The organism is Streptomyces sp. NPDC034670 (assembly GCF_055574875.1).
Genome location: NZ_JBVITR010000032.1, coordinates 1 through 20,618, shown reverse-complemented (window position 1 = coordinate 20,618; position 20,618 = coordinate 1). Strand labels below are relative to the sequence as shown.

Below are 20,618 nucleotides of genomic sequence, written 5' to 3'. Positions count from 1 at the left end.
GGAGCGGTCCCGCCGGGCCCCCGGTCCCGGCTACTGCCCGTAAGCCGCCCGCAGGGCGTCCCGTACGGCGGCCAGCGCCTCGTCCTCGGTCAGCCCGAGCCGCCGCGCCCGCTCCGCGTACCCCTGGGCCGCCGACGCCGCCTCCCGCCGGGCCGCCGAGCCGGCGGCGGCGACCACCGTGCCGTTGCGGCCCCGGGTCTCGATCACCCCGTCGGCCTCCAGCGCCCGGTAGGCCTTGGCCACCGTGTTCGCGGCGAGGCCGAGGGTCGCGGCCAGCCCCCGCACCGTCGGCAGCCGGTACCCCACCGGCAGCGCTCCCGACCGGGCCTGCTCGGAGATCTGCGCCCGCACCTGCTCGTACGGCGGCGCGCCGTCGTCGATATGGATCCTCAAGGTCACGGCCCGATTGTCCCGCACCCGGCGGAAAACCGGAGGCGCGCCGGGCGCCCTCCCGCGTAGCGTGCGCCTCCATGACCATGATCGTGCGCGCCCTGCGGCCGGACGTCCGAGCCGACGCCGAGGGGTTCTCCCGCGTCCGCCGCCTCGCCCTCCCCTTCATGCTGTCCACCCCCGAATCCGTGCTGCACGACCTGACGCACTCCCACCCGGACGCCCGCTTCGGGCAGCTCGTCGCCGAGGAGGACGGCGAGATCGTCGGCACGGCCCAGGGCGGCCTCGCCCACGACAGCCCGCAACCGGGCCTGGGCTCCGCCAACATCTACGTCCGCCCGGACAGGACCCGGCGCGGCGCCGGGTCGCTCCTGCTGCGCGCCGCCGAGGAGCGCCTGGCCCGCCTCGGGGCCCGCAAGGTCCACAGCTGGGTCCTGGACGAGCCGCACAACCGGGCCTTCGCCGAACGGCACGGCTACCGCGCCGGCCGCTCGGCCCACTTCCTCCGCCTGGACCTGGCGGACGGCGCCCTCCCGCCGCTCCAGGACCCGCCGCCCGGCGTCGAGCTGCGCACCGGTGCCGACTTCGCCGACGACCCGCGCCCGCTGTTCGCCCTCGACGCGGAGACGTCCTCGGACGAACCGGGTGACATCGGCACCGAGCTCACCGACTACGAGGCGTGGCTCGAGCAGACCTGGAAGCACCCCCTGCTCGACCTCGGCCTGACCACGGTCGCCGTGGCCGACGGCCGCCCCGCCGCCTTCACCGCGGCCCACACCGACGGCTCCACCCGGTACGGCACCGCCATGACCGGCACCGCCCGCGCCCACCGCGGCCGGGGGCTGGCCAAGCTCGCCAAGAACGCCTCCCTGCACCGCGCCCGCGCGGCCGGGTGCACGGAGGCGTTCACCGGCAACGACACCGGCAACGGGCCGATGATCGCCGTCAACCGGTGGTTCGGCTACGAGATCTGCGCGACGGAGGTGCGGTATGTCCGCGAGCTCGGCTGACCGCCCGGCCGTCCTGGACGTCGTCCTCGTCAAGGCGGGCCGCGAGAAGATCCGCTACCCCGCCGAGCTGCTCGCCGACGACGGCACCCGCGTCACCGTGCGCGCCCCGTGGGCGGGCGACGGCGTGCGCGACTTCGGCTTCGTGCGCTTCGAACCCGGTGACGTCTTCACCGAGTACTACTGGCGCGACCGGTGGTACTCCGTGAAGGAGGTCCGCGCCGCCGACGGCACCCTCAAGGGCCACTACTGCGACATCACCCGCCCGGCCCGGCTCTCCGGCACCCGGCTGGTCGTCGAGGACCTCGACCTGGACCTGTGGGTCGGCGCGGACGGCACGGACGTGCGGCGGCTGGACGAGGACGAGTTCGCGCGGAGCGGCCTGGCGAAGACGGATCCGCGGGCGGCGGCCGCCGCCGTGGCCGCGCTCGACGCGCTGGAGGCCCTGGCGCGCGGGGACGGCCTCGGCCCGCTGCTCGACTGAGGCGGCCGTCCCGGGAGCCGGCACCGCGTACCGCCCGCCGTCCGCCTCCCGGCCCCGCGGCGCCGGCTCCCGGGACGGCCGCTCCTGCGCCTCCCGGCCGGCGCCCTCCGCGCCCGTCCGGCCACCACCGTCGCCCGGGGTCCGCGGGTGACGCCTGCCACTGGTCATCGATTCGTGACAGCGGCCACAGACAGACCGGGACCGATGAGGAACTCTCCCCCGAAAGGTCCGCCTCCGTGAGAACACGGAACCCGGTGGCCCCGAAGGAGGCAGTCATGCGCCGTGTGACCGTGCGGAAGCCCCCGAGGAAGAAGGACGACGCCCGTCGGATCCGTGAAGAGGCCGACGAGCGCCCCGCCGGGCGTCCGGAGGTGCGCGGGGACATCGCCCGGACCTGGTGGCCCGACGGCTGAGCCGGCCGGACGCCCCGGGCCGGGAGGTCCCGCGGTCCGTGCCGCCCCGCCGCGGGCGGCACGGACCTGATCCCAGCCTGAGCGCTCCCTTAACGCGACCATAAGGATCCCCCTCCACGGCCTCGGACGGGCGATCACGCGGTTTCCCGGGGCTAGCTTCTGAGTCACCCCCACGGGATTCACCCCCCGAGTCCAGTGATCGTCGCCGAGGAGTTGCTGTCCCATGCCCGCACGTCACAAGGCCGCCGTCGCCGTCGCCGGTCTCGTCCCGCTCGCCCTCACCGGGCTGTCCGCCGCACCCGCGTCCGCGCACGGTTCGATGGGCGACCCGGTCAGCCGGGTCTCGCAGTGCCACGCCGAGGGCCCGGAGAGCCCGAAGTCGGCGGCGTGCAGGGCGGCGGTCGAGATCGGCGGCACCCAGGCCCTCTACGACTGGAACGGCATCCGCATCGGTGACGCGGGCGGCCGCCACCGGGAGCTCATCCCCGACGGCAAGCTGTGCAGCGCGAACAACGAGCAGTTCAAGGGGCTGGACCTGGCCCGCGCGGACTGGCCGGCGACGAGCGTGAACAGCGGGCCGCGCACCTTCAGGTACCGGGTGACCGCACCGCACAAGGGCACCTTCGAGGTGTACATCACCAAGCCCGGTTACGACCCGTCCAAGCCGCTGGCCTGGAGCGACCTGGACCTGGCGAACCCGGTGGCGAAGGCCGTCGACCCGGCTCCGGTGGACGGTTTCTACACCTTCACCGGCACCCTCCCCGAGCGCTCCGGCACGCAGCTGCTGTACGCGATCTGGCAGCGCTCGGACAGCCCGGAGGCGTTCTACTCCTGCTCGGACGTCACGTTCGGCGGAACGGGCGGGACCACCGGGGCGGGCGGGGCCGGCGGCTCGGACGCGACCGGCGCCGACACGCCCGCGCAGGCGGCCGCACCGGTGCCGACCGCCACCGCCCCGTCCGAGGCGCAGCTCGAGGAGGCGGCGGAGAAGTCGACCATCGAGAACCACGGGCACGGTGACGACGACCCCGACACCTCGGCGGCACCCGTCGCGGAACGTGAAGGCGCCGACCCGGGGGCCCTCGACGGCGGCACCGCCGAGCGGCCCAACCAGCCCAAGGCGGCCGGCGCCCCGGAGAACCTCGCGGAGACCGGCGGTGACGGCAACACCCCGTACCTGATGGTCGGCGGGGCCGCGGCGCTGGCGCTGGGCTCGGCGGCGCTGTTCGCCACCAACCGGCGGCGCGCGGCGGGCGGCCGGCACGGCCGCTGAACCGGCTCGGGGTCCCGTCCGGCGGCTCAGGCCGGACGGGACCCCGCTGTGTCCGCCGTCGCCTACACGTGTCAGCTGAACGCGGAGGCGCAGGTGGTGGGCTTGGCACGGGCCGGATCGAGGGCGTTGGCCACCTCGTGGAAGGCGATCCGGTCGATCACCCCGACGGCCACGTGCTCGGACAGGTCGAGCGGGCACAGGTCCTGGAGCAGGACGTTGCGCACGCCCGGCCCGTTCAGGTACTGGCTGCGGTACGGGGTCACCACCTGGTCGTACCGCGTGGCGATGACGGTGTAGCGGACGCCGGGCACGGTGTCGCCGCCCTCGTTGAGCCGGGTGAGGAAGCCGGAACCGGGGGGGGGGTGGGGGGGGGGGGGGGGGGGGGGGGTTTGGGGGGGGGGCGCCCCCCGCGGACCCGGAAGCCAGGGGGTGGGGGAGAGGTAGTGGGGAGTTTTTCCTTTCTTTTGGTGAGGGGGGGGGAAAAGACGAGCACGACCGCCTGGGGGGGGGGGGGGGGTTTCCCCCCCCCCCCCCCCCCCCCCCGCGCCCGGGAAGTACGGCAGCAGGCGGGTGAGGCCGCCGAGCGTGGTGCCGTGGTTGCTGGGCGCGATCCCGACGAGGGCGTTCACCTCGTCCGCCCCGCCGAGGAACTTGAGGTAGTGGCGGGGCATCAGGCCGCCCTGCGAGTGGCCGACGACGTCGACCTCGGCGGCGGTGGTCGCGGCGAGCACCTCGTCGACGAAGGCGGCGAGTTGCTCCGCGGACTTCTCGAGGGGACCGAGGCCGTGGAAGAAGGGGACACCGGGCAGCTGCCCGTAGTCGAGGGAGAAGACGCAGTAGCCGCGGTGCTCGAGGTAGGGCGCGAGCCCCAGCCAGTTGTCGATCGAGTTGCCGAAGGTGCCGTGCACCAGGACGACGGGGCGGGGGTGGGCGGCGGAGGGCCTGCAGGAGTAGTCGTTCCAGCCCCGATCGGGCGCGGCGGCGTGGGCGCCGGTGGCGGTGGGGCCGGCGACGGCCGCGGCGGCCAGCAGGAGGGCGGCCAGCGGTCTGATCACTCGCTTCCAGGGCAGCATCGGGTGATCTCCTTGCGGGTCGTGGGGAGGTGGGGGGCCTTGCTCCCGGTGATCCGGATCACGAGGATGCTGTTCACTCGTCAAGTTACGGACGGGTAGGGAAACTGGGAAGTTACGGGTCGGTAAAAGATTCCCCCGTCGACCGGCTGCGGCTCGCCTCGACCTGATAACGCGTCACCGAGCGGTATGGGCCGGCCCCTCGGGTGCGGTGCGCGGCAGCGCCTTCCGCGGCCCGCGCGCCTCCGCCCCCCGGGCGCGTCCGTCACCGGGCGCGGGCGTCGCGGCCGGACGTGCGGAAGTCCCGCCCCTCACGTGCCGGGGCGGGACTTCGCGCGGTGCGTGCGGTTCAGCCGATCCGCGTGCCGGTCGCCGAGAGGGCCTCCGTCACCGACTGGAAGAAGGTCGTGCCGCCCGAGGTGCAGTCGCCGCTGCCACCGGAGGTGAGGCCGACCGCGCTGCTGCCCGAGAAGAGCGCGCCGCCGCTGTCGCCGGGTTCGGCGCAGACGTCGGTCTGGATCAGGCCGTTGACGATGTCGCCGTTGCCGTAGTTCACGGTGGCGTCCAGACCGGTGACCGTGCCGGAGTGCACCTGGGTCGTGGAGCCGCTGCGGGTGACCCGCATGCCGACGGTGGCCTCGGCGGCGCCGGAGATCGCCTGCGTGGAGCCGTCGTAGAGGTTGACCTCGCTCGGGTGGGCCACGTCGGCGGTGTACTTGACCAGGCCGTAGTCGTCGCCCGGGAAGCTGGACGCCGCGTTCTCGCCGATCACGGCGCCCGAGGAGTCCGACCAGGTGGAGACGCCCTCGGTGCAGTGCCCGGCGGTGAGGAAGTGCGGCTCGCCGCCCTTGGTCACGTTGAAGCCGAGCGAGCAGCGCCCGCCGCCTCCGGCGATGGCGTCACCACCCGCGATGAAGGGTTTGAACTCACCTGCGGTGCGCCGGAGTCCGGCGGTGGAGCCGAGTTCGCCGACGACCTTCTCCAGGGTGGCCCACTCGGCCGCGGAGACGGTGCGGTCCGCGGTGACGACGACCTTGTTGGCGGTCGGGTCGGTCACCCAGGAGGTGCCCGGGATGGCGGCGTCCCGCTCGAGGGCGGTGCGTGCGCCCTCCAGCTCGGCGAGGGAGTGCGCCACGACTCTCGCCTCGGCGCCGGCCGACTCGACGGTCTCGGCGGCGGCCTCGTCGAGCACGTTCACCACGAGGCTCCCGCTCTTCGCGTCGTAGTACGTGCCCGCCGCGTCGGCGCCGAGGTCCTCGGCGAGCGTCGAGGCGAGTTTTCCGGCCGCCGCGACCGAGAGGGTCCGCGGCCCGGAGGCGTCCGGGATCTCACTGGCGTTCGCAGTCTGGAAGGTGACTCCGGCGGCGACCAGTGCGGCGACACCCGCACCCGCCACGGCTGCCCGTCGCCCGGGTATGCGTCGGTGCTTCAACTCACGTCCTCCTGTGGGGGGACGGTCCGGGAGGTTGTGGGGACCTCACGAACCGGAAGGTGTAAGGCCAGGGGGGCGATGCACGAGAAGAGCCGCACCCGGGCCGGCTGAACGGCGCCCACTCTTCCGAACCCGGCGGGGAGCACACAAGGTCGACTTCAGGACGCGCGCACGACAACGGACGTGCGCCCTCTATGTCCTGACAGGTCATGGACGCGTGGGGCGGTTCGCACTGCAAACGCTACGAACGGGTAACCGGCGGTACGGTCCACACGTTCCGATCGTGGCTCGAATCCGCCCTCCGGGGCCGGATCCGCACGGGACGCGGCGGGCCGGGGAACGCTCCCGCGCCGGTGCCGGCGCGGGCTCCGCCACCGGTCGCCGGGCACGGGCGAGCCCCCGCACGACGGTTGCGTGCGGGGGCTCGTCCTGCTGCCGGCTGCAGGCGCGGGACACGGGGGCCGGTGGCGCGGGCCGGCCCCGGCGGCCGGGTCCTAGTAGAGGCTGACGCCGTAGGCGCTCAGGGCCTCCGTGACCGGCTGGAAGAAGGTCGTGCCACCGGTCCGGCAGTTGCCGCTGCCGCCGGAGGTCAGACCGTACGCGACACCGTTGCTGCCGTAGAGCGAGCCGCCGGAGTCGCCGGGCTCGGCGCAGACCGTGGTCTGGATGAGACCGGAGACGATGTCGCCACCGCCGTAGTTCACGGTCGCGTTGAGCGCGGTGACCCGGCCGCTGTGCGTACCCGTGGTGGAGCCGTCGCGGATGACGGTGGTGCCCACGCTCGGGGTGGCCGCGCGGGTGATGTCCACGCCGTTCGCGGTGCCGGGCCGGGCGACGGAACCGGTGTAGCGCACGATGCCGTAGTCGTTGCCCGGGAAGCTGGTGCCGGCGGTCGTGCCGAGCACCGTGGTGCGGCTGGAGTTGCCGTACCAGGTGCTGGAGCCCTGGGTGCAGTGGCCGGCGGTCAGGAAGTACTCGGTCCCGTTGCTGGCACGGACGTTGAAGCCGAGGGAGCAGCGGCCGGTGCTCGAGTAGATGGCGTCGCCACCCTGGATGAGCTTGCTGAACGTGCCCGGGGTGCGCTTGACGGTGATCGCGTCGGCGTTGTCCCCGGCCTGCTGCTTGATCTTGTTGATCTCGGCCTGGGACACCGTGCTGTCGACGGTGACGAGCACCCGGTTGGTCTTGCTGTCGACGGCCCAGGCGGTGCCCGGGATGTCGGCCTTCAGCACCGAGCCGCTGACGCTCTTGAGCTCGGCGGAGCTGAAGGTGGCGGGGGTCTCGGCCGCGCTCGCGCTGGGGATCGCGATCGCGGCGGCGGCCACGAGTCCGGTGGAGACGGCGATCAGCCGGGTCCGTCTCGAGATGCCGCTCCGGGGGGTGGTGCGCTTGATCCTCACTTCTCGTTCCTCCACAAAGGAAGTAGGGGGCCCTCGTGGGGTTGTGGGCCCGTGAGGCGCAGTCAGGGGGCCCGGCGTCCGGATTCCGAACACGTCGTGCCCCTGACAAGCGCTGTGGGTGAGTATTCGGCCGACCGACCGTTCGGCGCAAGGGTGCCTTTCGGCCGTCGACCTTTGAACCACCTGTGGAGATTTGGCCCGTGACGTGGGGCCGGATAGCCACCGGTATCTGCACCGAAGTCTGCTTCGGAGGTCCCGCGCATGTCCGGAATTCGACCCTCCGGATACCTCGCGCACACCCCGCGCGCCTCTCGCGGACACCTCGCGGCGGCCCGCCCGGGCGCGGCGGCCGCTCAGCAGTCGCAGCCGCAGCCGCAGTCGCCGTCCTCGTTGCAGCAGCCGCAGTTGCAGCACTTGCCGCAGCAGTCGCAGCACTCGCAGCAGTCGCCGCAGTGACTGCACAGACCCTCCTTGCGCTCCCGCGACCAGGGGTCCTCGTAACTGCCGCAGCACAACTGGCAGGTGCAGGCCAGTCCCAGCCACACGGCGCAGCCCGCGAGCAGCCCGCGCCGGTCGCGGCGCGGCGGCCCGGGAGGCAGGGGGGCGCCGGGAGCACCGGGAGTGCCGGGAGCGCCGGGAGGTGCGTAGGGGCCGGGACCGTGGGCACAGGAGACGGTACCGAAGGCACGACGGACGGAGTTGGGCAGTTCATGGACGAGCAGCCGGTGCGCGAGGCCCCCGTCGGCGAACTCCACCTCGCGCAGCGCGAGCCGGATGCCGTGCACCGCGTCGTCGGCGAGCCGGCGGGCCTCCGTGAGCGGGGTGCCGGTGGCGGAGAGGGGGTTCCAGGCGCCCGACGCGGCGTCGGCCTCCCTGTCCTCGACGGCGTCCAGGAGATGCGCGAGGCGTCCGAAGAGGCGGCCCGCCTCGGCGAGCGGCGCGGCGTTGTGCGGCCGGCCGGCGAGCACCGCGGTGTGCGCGAAGGCCGCCGCGGTCGCGGTTTCGGTCGGTTCGGTGACGGCGAGGAGGGGGGTGCCGGGTCCGGCGAGGGCCTCGATGCCGCTCTGCCGGTCCACGGCGTCGACGAGGACGGCGGTGTCGAACCCGACGTCCGCGCCGCTGCGCGCCCCGGCCCGGTCCCAGCCGGCGGCGACCCGGCGCGCGGCGAGCGCCACCGGCCCGCGCGCCAGCAGTCCGTCCCCGTCGGCGACGTGGTCGCGCAGCTTGGCGGAGGCGAGCACCAGCGAGACGGCCGCCGCGAGCCGGGCGCCCTCGCCGTGCGCGACGGAGGCGGTGCGCATCCCGCGCAGCGGGCACGGCCCGGCGGTGCGCCGCCCGGCGCCGGCGCGACCGGCCTGAGCCTCCGTCAGGACGGAGACGAGCAGCCCGTCGTAGTTGGTGACCAGACGCGCGAACTGCCCGTGGTCCCCGCGCAACGCGAGGCACAGCCCGCACAGGTGCGCCGTCCACTGGGCCGTGAGCTTCTCACCGAGCCGGTGCCTGCACGGCCTGACCATTCCGAACACAACGTCCCCCCGTACGGTTGTGCGACCTTGAGCAGGCGCATCGTATCGGCCGCGTTCACCCGTACGCGCCACCCGTCACCCGTACGCGGCGAAGAATCATATTTCACTCACAGTCAGCATCCGTTTACACCAAGACCCTTGGGAAACACGGACTCTCGACGGATCAGCCGTGCACCAGTACCGTCACAAACCCCCCGCTCGGCGTCTATCCACTTGGCGCGTCCTCCGCATCATGGACAACCATAGGGATGCGGAAAGCAAGAAAGACTGCTGTGAGAGGAGGCGTCCATGGGATCGGTACGCAAGGCGAGTGCCTGGCTCGGCCTCGTCGACGACAACGAAGACGAGCGCTACTACGACGACGACTACTCCGACGGGACCGAGCCCGGGGACGCCTGGGTCACCGATCCGCGGGTCAAGGTGGCCTCGGACGTCGCCGAGGAGAGGGGACGCCGCATCGCCACGGTCACCCCGGACGGCTTCCGGGACGCCCGCGCCGTCGGCGAGCTCTTCCGGGACGGGGTTCCGGTCATCATGAACCTCACCGCCATGGACGCCGCCGACGCCAAGCGCGTCGTCGACTTCGCGGCGGGCCTGATCTTCGGCCTGCGCGGTTCCATCGAGCGGGTGTCCAGCCGGGTGTTCCTGCTGAGCCCGTCCGACACCGAGGTCATCAGCGGGGAGCCGGCCGCGCACCGGTCGGACGGCTTCTTCAACCAGAGCTGAGGCGGGGCCGCTCACCGGCCTCCCCGTGGGGGTCCCGGTCGTCCCGGCCTACCGGAACGCGTCGATCCCGGTGAGCGCCTTGCCCAGCACGAGCTGGTGCATCTCGACGGTGCCCTCGTACGTGAGCACCGATTCCAGGTTGGTCGCGTGCCGCATCACCGGGTACTCGAGCGAGATCCCGTTGGCACCGAGGACGGTGCGGGCCGTACGGCAGATGTCGATGGCCTCCCGCACGTTGTTGAGCTTGCCGAAGCTGACCTGCTCGGGACGCAGGCGGCCGGCGTCCATGCGCCGCCCCAGGTGGTGGGCGAGCAGGATCCCCTTGTGCAGTTCGACCGCCATGTCGGCGAGTTTGGCCTGCGTCAGCTGGAACCCGCCGATGGGCCGCCCGAACTGCTCCCGCGACTTCGCGTAGTCGACCGCCGCCTCGAAGCAGCTCCGCGCGGCGCCCATGGCGCCCCAGACGATCCCGTACCGGGCGTGCGAGAGACAGCTGAGCGGCCCCTTGAGCCCGGTCGCCTCGGGCAGGACGGCGTCGGCGGGCAGCCGCACGTCGTCGAGGACCAGCTCGCTGGTGACGGAGGCGCGCAGCGACCACTTGTGCCTGATCTCGGGCGCCGAGAACCCCGCGCTGTCGGTCGGCACCACGAACCCGCGGATGCCGTCGTCGGTCCGCGCCCACACGACGGCGACCCCGGCCACGGAGCCGTTGGTGATCCACGTCTTGCGCCCGGTGAGCACCCAGTCCCCGCCGTCGCGCTTGGCGTACGCGCGCATCGAGGCGGGGTCGGAGCCGTGGTCGGGCTCGGTGAGGCCGAAGCAGCCGATGACCTCGCCGGCGGCCATCCGCGGCAGCCACCGCCGCTTCTGCTCCTCGCTGCCGAACCGGTGGATGGCGTACATCGCGAGGGACCCCTGCACGGAGACCAGCGACCGGATCCCGGAGTCGGCCGCCTCCAGCTCCAGACAGGCGAGCCCGTACTGGACGGCGCTCGCGCCCGCGCAGCCGTAGCCGTCCAGGGACATGCCGAGCGCGCCGATCCCGCCGAGCTCCCGGGCGAGTTCCCGGATGCCCGGCAGCTCGCCCTTCTCGTACCAGTCGGCGACGTACGGCAGCACGCGGTCGGCGGCCCAGGCGCGCACGGTGTCCCGGACGGCCAGGTCCTCCGGCTGGAGGAGGTCGTCGAGGCCGAGGGGGTCGGCCGGGTCGAAGGGGGGCAACTTCGCGGACGCGGACATGGGGCACCCTCCGGGACGCGCCGCCTGGCGCTGCTGATCACGGCTCGGGCCGACGTTACGACGCGCTCCCCCGCGCGTCCACCCCGGCCCGGCGGGCACGGCTCACACCTTCAGCCCGCAGGCGCGGGACTCCGCGGCCTCCCGGGGTGCGGGCACCCCCACGGCGGCCGTCTCGCTCTGCATCGCCCGCGGCAGCCGGAGCGCCATCGCGGCGCCGACCAGCAGCAGGCCCGCGCTCACCAGCAGGGTCACGTGCAGCCCGTGCACGAAGGCGTGGCGCGCCGCCTGGCGCAGGGCGGCCCCGGCGGGTCCGCCGAGCCGGTCGGCCACCTCGTACGCCTCGCCCAGCGAGTGCGAGGCCGCCGAGGACGCCGCCGCGGGCACCCCGGGCACGCCGGCGGTGCCGGGCCCGTAGGCCGCGTTCATCACGCTGCCCAGGAGCGCGATCCCGATGCCGGCGCCCAGCTGGTACGAGGTCTCGCCGATCGCCGCCGCCCCGCCGGCCTGCTGCGGCGGCGCCTCGCTGAGCATCGACTCGTAGGCCCCGAACAGGGTGGTCTCCAGGCCGAGGCCGAGCAGGACGAAGCCCGCGAACAGCAGCGGGGCGTTGTCCTCGCCGCCCATCGCGGTCAGGGACACCACCGCGGCGGCCGTCAGGCAGAAGCCGGAGCAGACCATGCGGCGCGGGCCGAACCGGCGCAGCAGGCGCGCGCCCGCCAGGCCCGCCGCCATCGCCGCGACGGTCAGCGGCAGCAGGCGCAGCCCGGTCTCGAGCGGGGAGAGCCCCAGCACGAGCTGGAGGTACTGCGCGGCGATGAGCTCCAGCCCCACCAGGGCGAGCATCGCCAGCACGATGCACCCCACCGACGTGCTGAACGCCGGCCGCGCGAACATCCGCAGGTCGACCAGGGGGTGCGCCCGGCGGCGCTGCCGGCGGACGAAGACGCACAGCAGCGCCGCGCCCGCGAGCAGCGGCAGCACGGTCCCCGCGCCGGTGACGGTTCCGCCGCCGAGCCGCTTCACCCCGAGGACCGCCGCGAACAGTCCGGCGGCGGCCAGCAGCGCGCCGGCCACGTCCCAGGGGCCGTCGCCGTCGCCCTTCGACTCCGGCAGCAGCATCCGCCCCACCGGCAGGCTGACCAGCATCAGCGGAATGTTGATGAGGAAGACCGAGCCCCACCAGAAGTGCTCCAGCAGGAATCCGCCGAGCAGCGGTCCGACCGCCGCGCCCACCGCGGCGACCGCGCTCCAGATGCCGATGGCCAGCGCCCGTTCGCGCCGGTCCGGGAAGACCTGGCGCAGGATGGACAGCGTCGCGGGCATGATCATCGCGCCGCCGGCACCGAGCAGCGCCCGCGCCGCGATCAGCACCTGGGGGCTGTCCGCGAGGGCCGCCATGCCGGAGGCGACGCCGAACAGGGCGTAGCCGAGCAGGAGCACGCGTCTGCGGCCGACCCGGTCGCCCAGGGTGCCGAACAGGATCAGCAGCGAGGCGCAGACCAGCGGGTAGGAGTCGACGATCCAGAGCAGCTCCACCGCGCCGGGCCTGAGGTCCTCGGTGACGGCGGGGACCGCCACGTGCAGCACGGTGGCGTCGACGGCGACCAGCAGCAGACTGACGCAGAGGACGACGAGCACCAGCCAGCGGTGGGCCCCGGTCCCGGCCGCCCGACCGCGCGGCTCGGCGGAGGCCGTGGTCGTCCCGGACATGTGCGTACCTCCCAGATGTTCCCTCGTCGTCGGTGGGCTCGCGGGGGTGGGGACTCCCCCGGGACCGGCCGGAGCGGAGCGGTGGTCTCCGGCGCGCGGGACGGACGGCGAGTGACACGTCAGCGTACGCGAGTGCGTGCCGGGATCGAGTGGCGGGCCTCTCACCCGTGCGGCCGACCGGTGTGGCGTGCACCACTTCCTTCCGGGTTCCCCCGAGGTTCCTCCGGGGTTCCTGCGGGGTTCCTCCGGGGTGCGCACCGTCCGCCGGGCGGCCCGGTGCGGGGCCCGGTCGATAATCGGGCCCGTGACCGATCTCGACACGCGCGCCGGGGCGGCCCGCCGCGGAGCGCTGCGCCGGGCCGCCCCGGCGCTCCTCGGGTACGCGGCTGTGCGCGCCCTGGGCCTGGTCGTCCTGGCCGTGTGGAGCCAGGCGCGCGGCAAGGACGCGTACACCCTGCTGACCGCCCGCTGGGACGCGCTCTGGTACGCGAGGGTGGCCGAGTCCGGTTACGGCTACGAGGTACGGCTGCCGAACGGCGACGTGCACTCCGATCTGGCGTTCTTCCCCCTGCTCCCCTGGCTGGAACGGCTCGTGGCGGCGGTGTCCCCGCTGTCGTACGCCGACGGGGGCTTCGTCGTCGCCCTGTCCGCCTCGCTCGCCGCGGCCTGGGGGGTCTTCGCGGTGACCGACCACGTGTACGGGCCCCGGGCCGGGGTGTGCGCGGTGCTGCTGTGGGCGGTGCTTCCGGTCGGGATCGTGCAGTCGATGGCGTACAGCGAGTCCCTGTTCACCGCGCTCGCCGCGTGGTCGCTGTACGCCGTGCTGACGGGCCGCTGGGTGACGGCGGGTGTCCTGGCGGGCCTGGCCGGGCTGACCCGGCCGGTGGGACTGGCGGTGGTCGCGGCGGTCTGGGCGGCGGGGGCCGCCTCGTTCGTGCGGGACCGCAGCGCGCCCGTGCCGCACGGCGCGCGCACCGGATCGAGCGCCCCCGGCGGCCCGGAACGCCGGCGCGCCACGGCACCGGACGGCGCGCACCCCCCGGCGAGCGCCCCGGTCACCGGCGCGGGCGCCGTCCCCGGGCTCCTCCCCCGCCGGGCCCTCGGCCTGCTCCTCGCCCCCCTCGGCGCCGCCGGTTACGTTCTGTGGGTGGGGCACCGGACCGGAAACGGGCCGCTGGGGTATCTCGACGTACAGGCCGGATGGCGGAACGGGTTCGACGGGGGGTACGCCTTCGCCCGCTTCGTCGCCGGGAAGTTCACGTCGCTCCCGTCCGTCCCGGCGGGGCTCGGACTGACGCTCGGGGTCGGTCTGGTGGTGTGGCTGTACGTGGTCTGCGTACGGCAGCGGCAGCCGCTGCCGCTGCTGGTGTACGCCGGGACCGTCGTCGCGCTCGCCCTGTGCGCGTCGAGCTACTTCGGCTCCAAGCCGCGTCTGCTGCTGCCCGCCTTCCCCCTGCTGCTGCCCCTCGCCCTGGCCCTGGCCCGGCTGCGCACCCGCAGGTCGGCGCTGGTCGTCGGGGTGGCCGCGGCGGCTTCGGCGGTGTACGGCGCCCTCTGGCTGAACGGATCCGGCCCGCCCTGACCCGCCCCGCTCCGCCCGGACGGCCGATGAGCACCGGGAAAATTCCGCGCCAGCCCCCGGTGAACGAATTCGAAAGCACAATAAAATCCTCCTCCGAATGATCAAAGGAATTGAAGGCCGCAGCAGCCGGGGAATTGCAGATTCGCTGGAGATAAACGCGCGCCTGAGAGGAATGCCACATCACATCGTCATCACGGAGCCGCTGATTCGGCAGGGATCCCCACTCACTCGCTGTAACGTCGATTGGGTGCGTACCAAACGGAAGCCCACCCGTCTGGACCGGGTGTTCTCGAGGCTGGACCGGGAGCCGGAACGACCGGCTCACGTCGGCGTGCCGCGCATGAGCCGGCACCGGACGGTGCTCTTCGGCGCCACCCTGGCCTTCTACCTGGCGATCGTGTGGGCCGTGGTGATCACCTCCTGGCTGGTCCGGCTGGACTGGCGGGTGATGTTCTTCCGCCCCTACCAGCAGTGGCCCGAGCTCCACGCCTTCGTCGACTACTACGTGGTGCTCGGCCAGCGCGGCCCGACCGCCGTGATGGTCGCGGCCTGGCTGGGCTGGCGTTCCTGGCGGCAGCACACGCTGCGCCCGCTGCTCGCCCTCGGCGTCTCCCTGCTGCTGCTGAACGTCACCGTCGGTGCCGCGAAGTACGGCATGGGGCGGCTCGGGCCGCACTACGCGACCGAGATCGGCTCGAACGAGATGTGGCTCGGCGGCGATATATTTCCCAGCGGCCACACCGCGAACGCCGTGGTGACCTGGGGGATCCTGGCCTACCTGGCCTCCACCGAGAGAGCCCGCCGCTGGCTGTCCGCCCTGTCCGCGGTGACCTCGCTCGGCGTGGGGCTGTCCACCGTCTACATCGGTACGCACTGGCTGAGCGATGTCCTGCTGGGCTGGGCCGCGGGCCTGCTGATCCTGCTCGCGCTGCCCTGGTTCGAGCCGCTGATCGCCCGCGTCGAGACCCGGATCCTCGACCTGCGCCACCGCCGGCAGGAGCGCCGCAGACGTACGGCGCCGGCGGCGGTGCGGCCGGCGCCGGTCGTGCTGGGACCGCTCACCGACCGCGAGGAGACCGCGGCCCCCGAGCCGGTCCCCACCGGCCGCGCGGCCTCCCGTTCGCACGCCTACCTGGCGCCCGGCCCGCACACGACCCGCGCGGAGCGCTCCCCGGTCACCCCGGGGGGCAGCCGCCGCCCCCAGCACGCGGAGCGGCACCCGCGCGGCACCACGCCGGCGGCCCGCTCCTGACGGACGGCGCCCCGCGGTACGCACACCCCGGGCCCCGGTTCCACCGCGGAACCGGGGCCCGGGCGGTGTCTCAGCCCTTCCAGGCGCGCGCCACCCGGCCGCCCCTCACCTCGAAGTTCAGCCGGCCCGCGCGGTACTCCATGGTGATGATCGCCCCCGGGGGCAGCGCCCGCACCGTCGACCAGCCGCGCTCGCGCGCGAGGTGCTCGGCCCGGTCGGCGGCGAGGCCGACGTAGGCGTCCGGACTGTCGTGGGGCTCCGCGGAGGGCGTCGGGATGGGTGCCATACGGCCACGCTATGCCCTGCCCGGTGCGCGGGGAAGTCCACCCCGGGAACGCCGGTCCCCGTCCTCTCGCGGTCACGCTTTCGTCACAGATGCGCGACAGACGTTTATGCCGACGTACGTCACCCGAACGGGCGGTTCCGTACTTCTTTCGCAGGCATTCGAACGCAATTCCCGCGTGTCACGCCCTGACCGCGATCGACCCCGGCGGAAAGTTCCGGGGAACGCGTCCCGGGACCCCCTTCGCTTTCACCGCCGTGTGCGATCACGGAAGCCGATGCGCACAGAAAACACTCGGATCCGCCACACAATCCGCCACGCCCTCTGTCGGAGCGCGCGCAGGGGCGAGCATCATGGCGTGGGCCCGGGGCAGGCGGGGCACGGGCCCGGGCGGGCCCGGTGCGCGACGAGCGAAGGGGCGAGCGATGGGGACGCAGACCGTGCGGGCGGCGACGCGACCGGCGCGTCGGCGGCGGGGCGGGCGGGTGGTGATCGACTGGCTGACCACCACCGACCACAAGAAGATCGGCCACCTGTACCTGATCACGTCGTTCGTGTTCTTCCTGATCGCCGGCGCGATGGCCCTGGTGATGCGCGCCGAACTGGCCCGGCCCGGACTGCAGATCGTCGACAACCAGCAGTTCAACCAGATGTTCACGCTACACGGCACGATCATGCTGCTGCTGTTCGCGACCCCCAGCTTCGCGGGGTTCGCCAACGAGCTGGTGCCGCTGCAGATCGGCGCGCCCGACGTCGCCTTCCCCCGGCTGAACATGTTCTCGTACTGGCTGTTCCTGCTCGGCGGCCTGATCGTGCTGGGCTCGCTGCTGGTGACCGGGGGCCCGGCGGCCTTCGGCTGGTTCGCCTACGCGCCGCTGAACAGCGCGCAGTACTCGCCCGGCCTGGGGCCGGACCTGTGGATCATGGGGCTGGCCCTGTCCGGGTTCGGCACGATCCTCGGCGCGGTCAACTTCATCACCACCATCGTCGGGATGCGCGCCCCCGGCATGACGATGTTCCGGATGCCGCTGTTCACCTGGAACACGCTGTTCACGTCGATCCTGATCCTGCTGGCCTTCCCGGTGCTCGCGGCGGCGCTGCTGGTGCTGGAGGCGGACCGGCGGTTCGGCTCGCAGGTCTTCGCCCCGGCGAACGGCGGGGCGATCCTGTGGCAGCACCTGTTCTGGTTCTTCGGGCATCCCGAGGTCTACATCATCGCGCTGCCGTTCTTCGGCATCGTCACGGAGATCATCCCGGTCTTCAGCCGCAAGCCGCTGTTCGGTTACCTGACGCTGGTCGGCGCGACCATGGCCATCACCGGACTGTCGGTCGTGGTGTGGGCGCACCACATGTTCGCCACCGGCGCGGTGCTGCTGCCGTTCTTCTCCTTCATGAGCTTCCTGATCGCCGTGCCGACGGGGGTGAAGTTCTTCAACTGGACCGGCACCATGCTCAAGGGCTCGCTCTCCTTCGAGACGCCGATGCTGTGGGCCACCGGGTTCCTGGTGTCGTTCCTGTTCGGCGGGCTGACCGGGGTGCTGCTGGCGTCGCCGCCGCTGGACTTCCACGTCACGGACACGTACTTCGTCGTCGCGCACTTCCACTACGTGGTCTTCGGCACCGTCGTCTTCGCGACCTTCGCCGGGTTCTACTTCTGGTGGCCGAAGTTCACCGGGAGGATGCTCGACGAACGGCTCGGCAAGATCCAGTTCTGGACGCTGTTCACCGGCTTCCACACCACGTTCCTGGTGCAGCACTGGCTGGGCGCCGAGGGCATGCCCCGCCGGTACGCGGACTACCTGGCGGCCGACGGGTTCACCGCGCTCAACACCGTCTCGACCGTCGGCGCGTTCCTGCTCGGCATCTCGACGCTGCCGTTCCTCTACAACGTCTGGAAGACGGCCAGGTACGGCGAGAAGGTCGGGGCCGACGACCCCTGGGGCTGGGGCCGCTCGCTGGAGTGGGCGACCTCCTGCCCGCCGCCCCGGCACAACTTCGTCACGCTGCCCCGGGTCCGTTCGGAGTCGCCGGCGTTCGACCTGAACCACCCCGAGTACGCGGCCGTGACGCCCCAGCCCGAGCCGGAGGGCGAGCAAGCCGGGCGCGAGCCGTCCTGACGGCGTCGGCGGAGCGGCGGCACGCCGGGCGCCCGTGGCGCCCCGGACGCCCCGGGCCCCGTCCGGTCGGCCGGACCGGACGGGACGCGTCCCTGGCGGGGGGCGGCTCAGAGGTCGAGCCGCAGCCCGGGCACGATCAGGTCGGGATCGGCCCCGACGGCGCTCCTGTTGGCGGCGTAGAGGTGCTGCCAGGTGGTGCCGTGCCGGGCGGCGATACCGCTCAGCGTGTCCCCCGCGCGGACGGTGTAGTCGCCGCGGGAGGCGCTCCGGTCCACGCGCCCTGCCGGAGGCGCCGGCGCCTCCGAGCGCTTCGAGGGCTTCGCCGCGTCCGACGCGTTCGCGGGCCCCGACGCCTTCGAGGACTTCGAGGACTTCGGCGGGGTCTCTCCCGCGATCACCGGGCCCGCGGCGGGCGCGCTCCCGGACGCCCCCGCGCGTGCCGAGCAGGTCGGCCAGGCGCCCCACCCCTGGGCCCGCTGGACCTTCGCGGCGACGGCGATCTGCTGGGCCCTGGTGGCCCGGTCGGCCGTCGGCGCGTAGGCCGTGCCGCCGTAGGCGCGCCAGGTGGAGGCGGAGAACTGGAGTCCGCCGTAGTAGCCGTTGCCGGTGTTGATGTGCCAGTCGCCGCCGCTCTCGCACTGCGCGATGCGGTCCCACACCCCGCCGTCCGCCGCCGTGGCGGTGCCGGTGGCGGCCAGCAGTCCGAGGGGCGCGAGCAGGGCGGCGCCGGCCAGGACCGCCGTCGTACGGGTCTTCCGAGCGGTGGGGCGGGTGTTATCGGCACATGCGGACATGGAGGTCCCTTCCGGACGACCCGGGGTCCCCGGGGCGGAACGCCGCTCGGCGCGCCGTGGGACGCGGGAGCCGCGCTCGCCCCGTCCGCCTTCGGGTCGTGCGGTGGTCGTGCTGCGGTGCGGTCGGCGGACGTACCCGGGCGGTGCTCGGTGCACACGGCGGAGGAATGTAGGGAGCCCGCGGCGTCCGGTTCAACCAACTCATCGTCGTGCCAGGCCAGTTCGTCATTACCCCGGGTATCGGCGATTTCCGGACACCCACTTCATTCGCTGATTTCCGGATTTTTCTGCCCGTCCACCCGGTGATCTGTGAGCCACTTCACCCCATCAACGGCATTGACTGCGAAGGTAGTTGACGGTGAGTGCCCGGTTCCGGGCCGGACGTGACCGTGTGCGTCGGATGGTTCGATTCCGTTCGTCCCGGGGCGTGACTCCCGCCACAGATCCGCCGTTGTCTTCTTCATGAGCCGGGGAGCCGCCCGGACCACGGGCCGGGAGCCACCCGGCCTCGCCACGCACCGCATCCCGAGGGAGCCACCCGTGCCGCGCATGCTCGACGTCAGCGACGAGGTACGCGCCGAGATCGGCGACGAAGAAGCCGACCGCCTGCTCGCCGGAGATTCCGCCCCGGGCGGTTACGACTGCACCTCCTGCCGCACCCCGGGCGACCCGGGGCAGGAACGCACCAGCACCGTCCTGTTCGTCGGGGACGAGACCGCCGTCCTCGCCTTCGCCCACGCCACCTGCCTGCCCTCGCAGGTCGTCCAGGTCACCGAGGAGCAGCTCCAGGGCGCCGTGCGGGCCATCGGCGGCGACACCGCCGCTCCGGGACCGGAGAGGACCGCGCCCGAGCAGGCCGTGCTCGGGGTGACCAGCGGGCTGGTCCTGATCGCCGGGGAACTGCACCCGGCGCTGGTCGTGGAACCGACCGCACCGGTCGCGCGGCCCGGATCGCTCGGCACGGGCGACGACTTCCTGCCGCTGCTCATCGAGCAGGGCTTCATGCCGCTGACCGAGCTGTCGGCCGTGCCGCCGGTGCTGCACGGCTGGTCGGTGCTGCTCGCCGCGGGGCAGCTGCACGCCGTGCTCCAGCCGAACCCGAACGGCGGCCGGCCGGTGGCCTGGTGGCAGGCGCACCAGCCGCTCCAGGTCACCGAGGGCTGGCGGGCGGCCGCCGGCAAGCACCAGCAGGTGCTGATGTTCGCGGCCCCGGTCGGCTCGATCGGCCGCCAGCCGCGCGAGGACCTGCTGCGCGACGCGCTGGACAAGGCGGCGGCCGGCGGGAAGCTGGTCGCCGCGACACTGCCGCTCGCCGGCATCTGACCGACGCGCGACCGGCAAAAGCCGCACGGGGGCCGCATCCCTTGCGTCACGGGGTCGTTTGGACATACGTGCACGCATACGACGTTCCTCGCCGCCAGTCCCTCGCCTCGGTTCCCGCCTCCGGGCGCCCGGCTCAGGGTTCCCGGGGCGGCCTCTCGGCCACGCCGATCTACGACGCCCTCTACACCGAGTACGTCAAGTCCTTCCGCGCGCTGCCGGGTGACCGCAGCGGCGAGGAGGACCTGGGCTTCACCGCCTTCGGGAACATTCCCCGCGGTACCGGGTCGTCCGGCGCCTCCCCCGGGAGCGGTGCGTACGGCGCGGCGGCGGGCAGCACCCGCCAGGGCACCGGACAGCAGCCGCAGTGGCAGCGCGTCGGGGCGGTCGGCCGGCACTCCGCCGCCGGGATGCGGCACGTGCCGGCCGGGCTGCCGCCGGCCCCGCGTAGAGGTGCCTGACCGCGCACGGTGACGGGGGGGGGGGGGGGGGGGGGGGGGGGGGGGGGGGGGGGGGGGGGGGGGGGGGGGGGGGGGGGGGGGGGGGGGGGGGGGTTGGGGGGTGGGGGGGGGGGGGGGGGGGGGGGGGGGGGGCCGGGAT

19 protein-coding genes are annotated in these 20,618 nt (G+C 73.6%); 10 read left to right on the top strand and 9 right to left on the bottom strand.

Going from position 1 to position 20,618, the window contains the following annotated elements; genetic code table 11:
- Positions 1–30: 30 nt before the first annotated feature.
- Positions 31–399, bottom strand: a complete 369-nt coding sequence (locus ACZ56B_RS20865; protein ID WP_468792348.1) for a GntR family transcriptional regulator — start codon at positions 397–399, stop codon at positions 31–33.
- 71 nt (positions 400–470) lie between these two features.
- On the opposite strand from ACZ56B_RS20865, the gene ACZ56B_RS20860 reads away from it, so the two are divergent.
- The 4 genes from ACZ56B_RS20860 to ACZ56B_RS20845 all read left to right on the top strand — a co-directional run bounded on the left by ACZ56B_RS20860 (position 471) and on the right by ACZ56B_RS20845 (position 3,567).
- Positions 471–1,400: a GNAT family N-acetyltransferase gene (locus ACZ56B_RS20860; protein WP_468792345.1), complete on the top strand. Its 930-nt coding sequence runs from the start codon at positions 471–473 to the stop codon at positions 1,398–1,400.
- The gene (locus ACZ56B_RS20855) at positions 1,381–1,881 is read left to right on the top strand and encodes a ribonuclease FAU-1 family protein (protein WP_468792342.1); all 501 of its coding nucleotides are present in this window, start codon (positions 1,381–1,383) and stop codon (positions 1,879–1,881) included. Before ACZ56B_RS20860 ends, ACZ56B_RS20855 begins: the two co-directional genes overlap by 20 nt.
- A 275-nt stretch (positions 1,882–2,156) precedes the next feature.
- Positions 2,157–2,294: a hypothetical protein gene (locus tag ACZ56B_RS20850; protein WP_468792338.1), complete on the top strand. Its 138-nt coding sequence runs from the start codon at positions 2,157–2,159 to the stop codon at positions 2,292–2,294.
- Between the two features lie 223 nt (positions 2,295–2,517).
- Positions 2,518–3,567, top strand: a complete 1,050-nt coding sequence (locus ACZ56B_RS20845; protein ID WP_468792335.1) for a lytic polysaccharide monooxygenase auxiliary activity family 9 protein — start codon at positions 2,518–2,520, stop codon at positions 3,565–3,567.
- A 71-nt stretch (positions 3,568–3,638) separates the two neighbouring features.
- On the opposite strand, the gene ACZ56B_RS20840 is transcribed toward ACZ56B_RS20845, so the two are convergent.
- The 4 genes from ACZ56B_RS20840 to ACZ56B_RS20825 all read right to left on the bottom strand — a co-directional run bounded on the left by ACZ56B_RS20840 (position 3,639) and on the right by ACZ56B_RS20825 (position 8,995).
- Entirely contained in the window at positions 3,639–4,640 is a 1,002-nt protein-coding gene (locus tag ACZ56B_RS20840; RefSeq protein WP_468792332.1) for an esterase/lipase family protein, read from the bottom strand.
- Positions 4,641–4,986: 346 nt separating this feature from the next.
- Complete coding sequence (locus ACZ56B_RS20835) at positions 4,987–6,069, bottom strand: S1 family peptidase (protein ID WP_468792329.1); 1,083 nt, start codon at positions 6,067–6,069, stop codon at positions 4,987–4,989.
- Between the two features lie 494 nt (positions 6,070–6,563).
- Positions 6,564–7,469: a S1 family peptidase gene (locus tag ACZ56B_RS20830; RefSeq protein WP_468792326.1), complete on the bottom strand. Its 906-nt coding sequence runs from the start codon at positions 7,467–7,469 to the stop codon at positions 6,564–6,566.
- Positions 7,470–7,822: 353 nt separating this feature from the next.
- Positions 7,823–8,995, bottom strand: a complete 1,173-nt coding sequence (locus ACZ56B_RS20825) for a DUF5685 family protein (RefSeq protein ID WP_468792323.1) — start codon at positions 8,993–8,995, stop codon at positions 7,823–7,825.
- Between the two features lie 288 nt (positions 8,996–9,283).
- Between ACZ56B_RS20825 and ACZ56B_RS20820 the strand changes: the two genes are divergently transcribed.
- Positions 9,284–9,721 (top strand): cell division protein SepF, encoded by a 438-nt coding sequence (locus tag ACZ56B_RS20820; RefSeq protein WP_468792320.1) that lies wholly within the window; start codon positions 9,284–9,286, stop codon positions 9,719–9,721.
- 48 nt (positions 9,722–9,769) lie between these two features.
- On the opposite strand, the gene ACZ56B_RS20815 is transcribed toward ACZ56B_RS20820, so the two are convergent.
- The gene (locus tag ACZ56B_RS20815; RefSeq protein WP_468792317.1) at positions 9,770–10,960 is read right to left on the bottom strand and encodes an acyl-CoA dehydrogenase family protein; all 1,191 of its coding nucleotides are present in this window, start codon (positions 10,958–10,960) and stop codon (positions 9,770–9,772) included.
- Positions 10,961–11,062: 102 nt separating this feature from the next.
- Positions 11,063–12,670, bottom strand: a complete 1,608-nt coding sequence (locus tag ACZ56B_RS20810) for an MFS transporter (protein ID WP_468792314.1) — start codon at positions 12,668–12,670, stop codon at positions 11,063–11,065.
- Positions 12,671–12,974: 304 nt separating this feature from the next.
- Between ACZ56B_RS20810 and ACZ56B_RS20805 the strand changes: the two genes are divergently transcribed.
- Both ACZ56B_RS20805 and ACZ56B_RS20800 read left to right on the top strand, forming a co-directional pair.
- Positions 12,975–14,252, top strand: a complete 1,278-nt coding sequence (locus ACZ56B_RS20805; RefSeq protein WP_468792311.1) for a hypothetical protein — start codon at positions 12,975–12,977, stop codon at positions 14,250–14,252.
- A gap of 247 nt (positions 14,253–14,499) precedes the next feature.
- Positions 14,500–15,504, top strand: a complete 1,005-nt coding sequence (locus ACZ56B_RS20800; RefSeq protein WP_468792308.1) for a phosphatase PAP2 family protein — start codon at positions 14,500–14,502, stop codon at positions 15,502–15,504.
- Between the two features lie 70 nt (positions 15,505–15,574).
- On the opposite strand, the gene ACZ56B_RS20795 is transcribed toward ACZ56B_RS20800, so the two are convergent.
- Positions 15,575–15,790 carry an I78 family peptidase inhibitor gene (locus ACZ56B_RS20795; RefSeq protein WP_468792305.1) on the bottom strand — a complete coding sequence of 72 codons (216 nt, stop codon included), beginning with the start codon at positions 15,788–15,790 and terminating at the stop codon, positions 15,575–15,577.
- 422 nt (positions 15,791–16,212) lie between these two features.
- Between ACZ56B_RS20795 and ctaD the strand changes: the two genes are divergently transcribed.
- Positions 16,213–17,904, top strand: coding sequence for an aa3-type cytochrome oxidase subunit I (gene ctaD / locus ACZ56B_RS20790; protein WP_468792302.1), 1,692 nt, complete (start codon positions 16,213–16,215; stop codon positions 17,902–17,904).
- Between the two features lie 107 nt (positions 17,905–18,011).
- Here ctaD and ACZ56B_RS20785 read toward each other — a convergent pair whose 3' ends face one another.
- Positions 18,012–18,698 (bottom strand): transglycosylase family protein, encoded by a 687-nt coding sequence (locus tag ACZ56B_RS20785; protein ID WP_468792299.1) that lies wholly within the window; start codon positions 18,696–18,698, stop codon positions 18,012–18,014.
- Between the two features lie 540 nt (positions 18,699–19,238).
- On the opposite strand from ACZ56B_RS20785, the gene ACZ56B_RS20780 reads away from it, so the two are divergent.
- Positions 19,239–20,021, top strand: coding sequence for a hypothetical protein (locus tag ACZ56B_RS20780; protein WP_468792296.1), 783 nt, complete (start codon positions 19,239–19,241; stop codon positions 20,019–20,021).
- 68 nt (positions 20,022–20,089) lie between these two features.
- Positions 20,090–20,479 carry a hypothetical protein gene (locus tag ACZ56B_RS20775; RefSeq protein ID WP_468792293.1) on the top strand — a complete coding sequence of 130 codons (390 nt, stop codon included), beginning with the start codon at positions 20,090–20,092 and terminating at the stop codon, positions 20,477–20,479.
- Positions 20,480–20,618 lie beyond the last annotated feature (139 nt).

Excerpts from the sequence above, each read along its gene's own strand:
- ACZ56B_RS20795 (WP_468792305.1), bottom strand. The coding sequence starts at position 15,790 with ATGGCACCCATCCCGACGCCCTCCGCGGAGCCCCACGACAGTCCGGAC.
- ctaD (WP_468792302.1), top strand. The coding sequence starts at position 16,213 with ATGGGGACGCAGACCGTGCGGGCGGCGACGCGACCGGCGCGTCGGCGG.
- ACZ56B_RS20845 (WP_468792335.1), top strand. The coding sequence starts at position 2,518 with ATGCCCGCACGTCACAAGGCCGCCGTCGCCGTCGCCGGTCTCGTCCCG.
- ACZ56B_RS20815 (WP_468792317.1), bottom strand. The coding sequence starts at position 10,960 with ATGTCCGCGTCCGCGAAGTTGCCCCCCTTCGACCCGGCCGACCCCCTC.
- ACZ56B_RS20810 (WP_468792314.1), bottom strand. The coding sequence starts at position 12,670 with ATGTCCGGGACGACCACGGCCTCCGCCGAGCCGCGCGGTCGGGCGGCC.
- ACZ56B_RS20840 (WP_468792332.1), bottom strand. The coding sequence starts at position 4,640 with ATGCTGCCCTGGAAGCGAGTGATCAGACCGCTGGCCGCCCTCCTGCTG.
- ACZ56B_RS20860 (WP_468792345.1), top strand. The coding sequence starts at position 471 with ATGACCATGATCGTGCGCGCCCTGCGGCCGGACGTCCGAGCCGACGCC.
- ACZ56B_RS20850 (WP_468792338.1), top strand. The coding sequence starts at position 2,157 with ATGCGCCGTGTGACCGTGCGGAAGCCCCCGAGGAAGAAGGACGACGCC.
- ACZ56B_RS20855 (WP_468792342.1), top strand. The coding sequence starts at position 1,381 with ATGTCCGCGAGCTCGGCTGACCGCCCGGCCGTCCTGGACGTCGTCCTC.
- ACZ56B_RS20820 (WP_468792320.1), top strand. The coding sequence starts at position 9,284 with ATGGGATCGGTACGCAAGGCGAGTGCCTGGCTCGGCCTCGTCGACGAC.
- ACZ56B_RS20785 (WP_468792299.1), bottom strand. The coding sequence starts at position 18,698 with ATGTCCGCATGTGCCGATAACACCCGCCCCACCGCTCGGAAGACCCGT.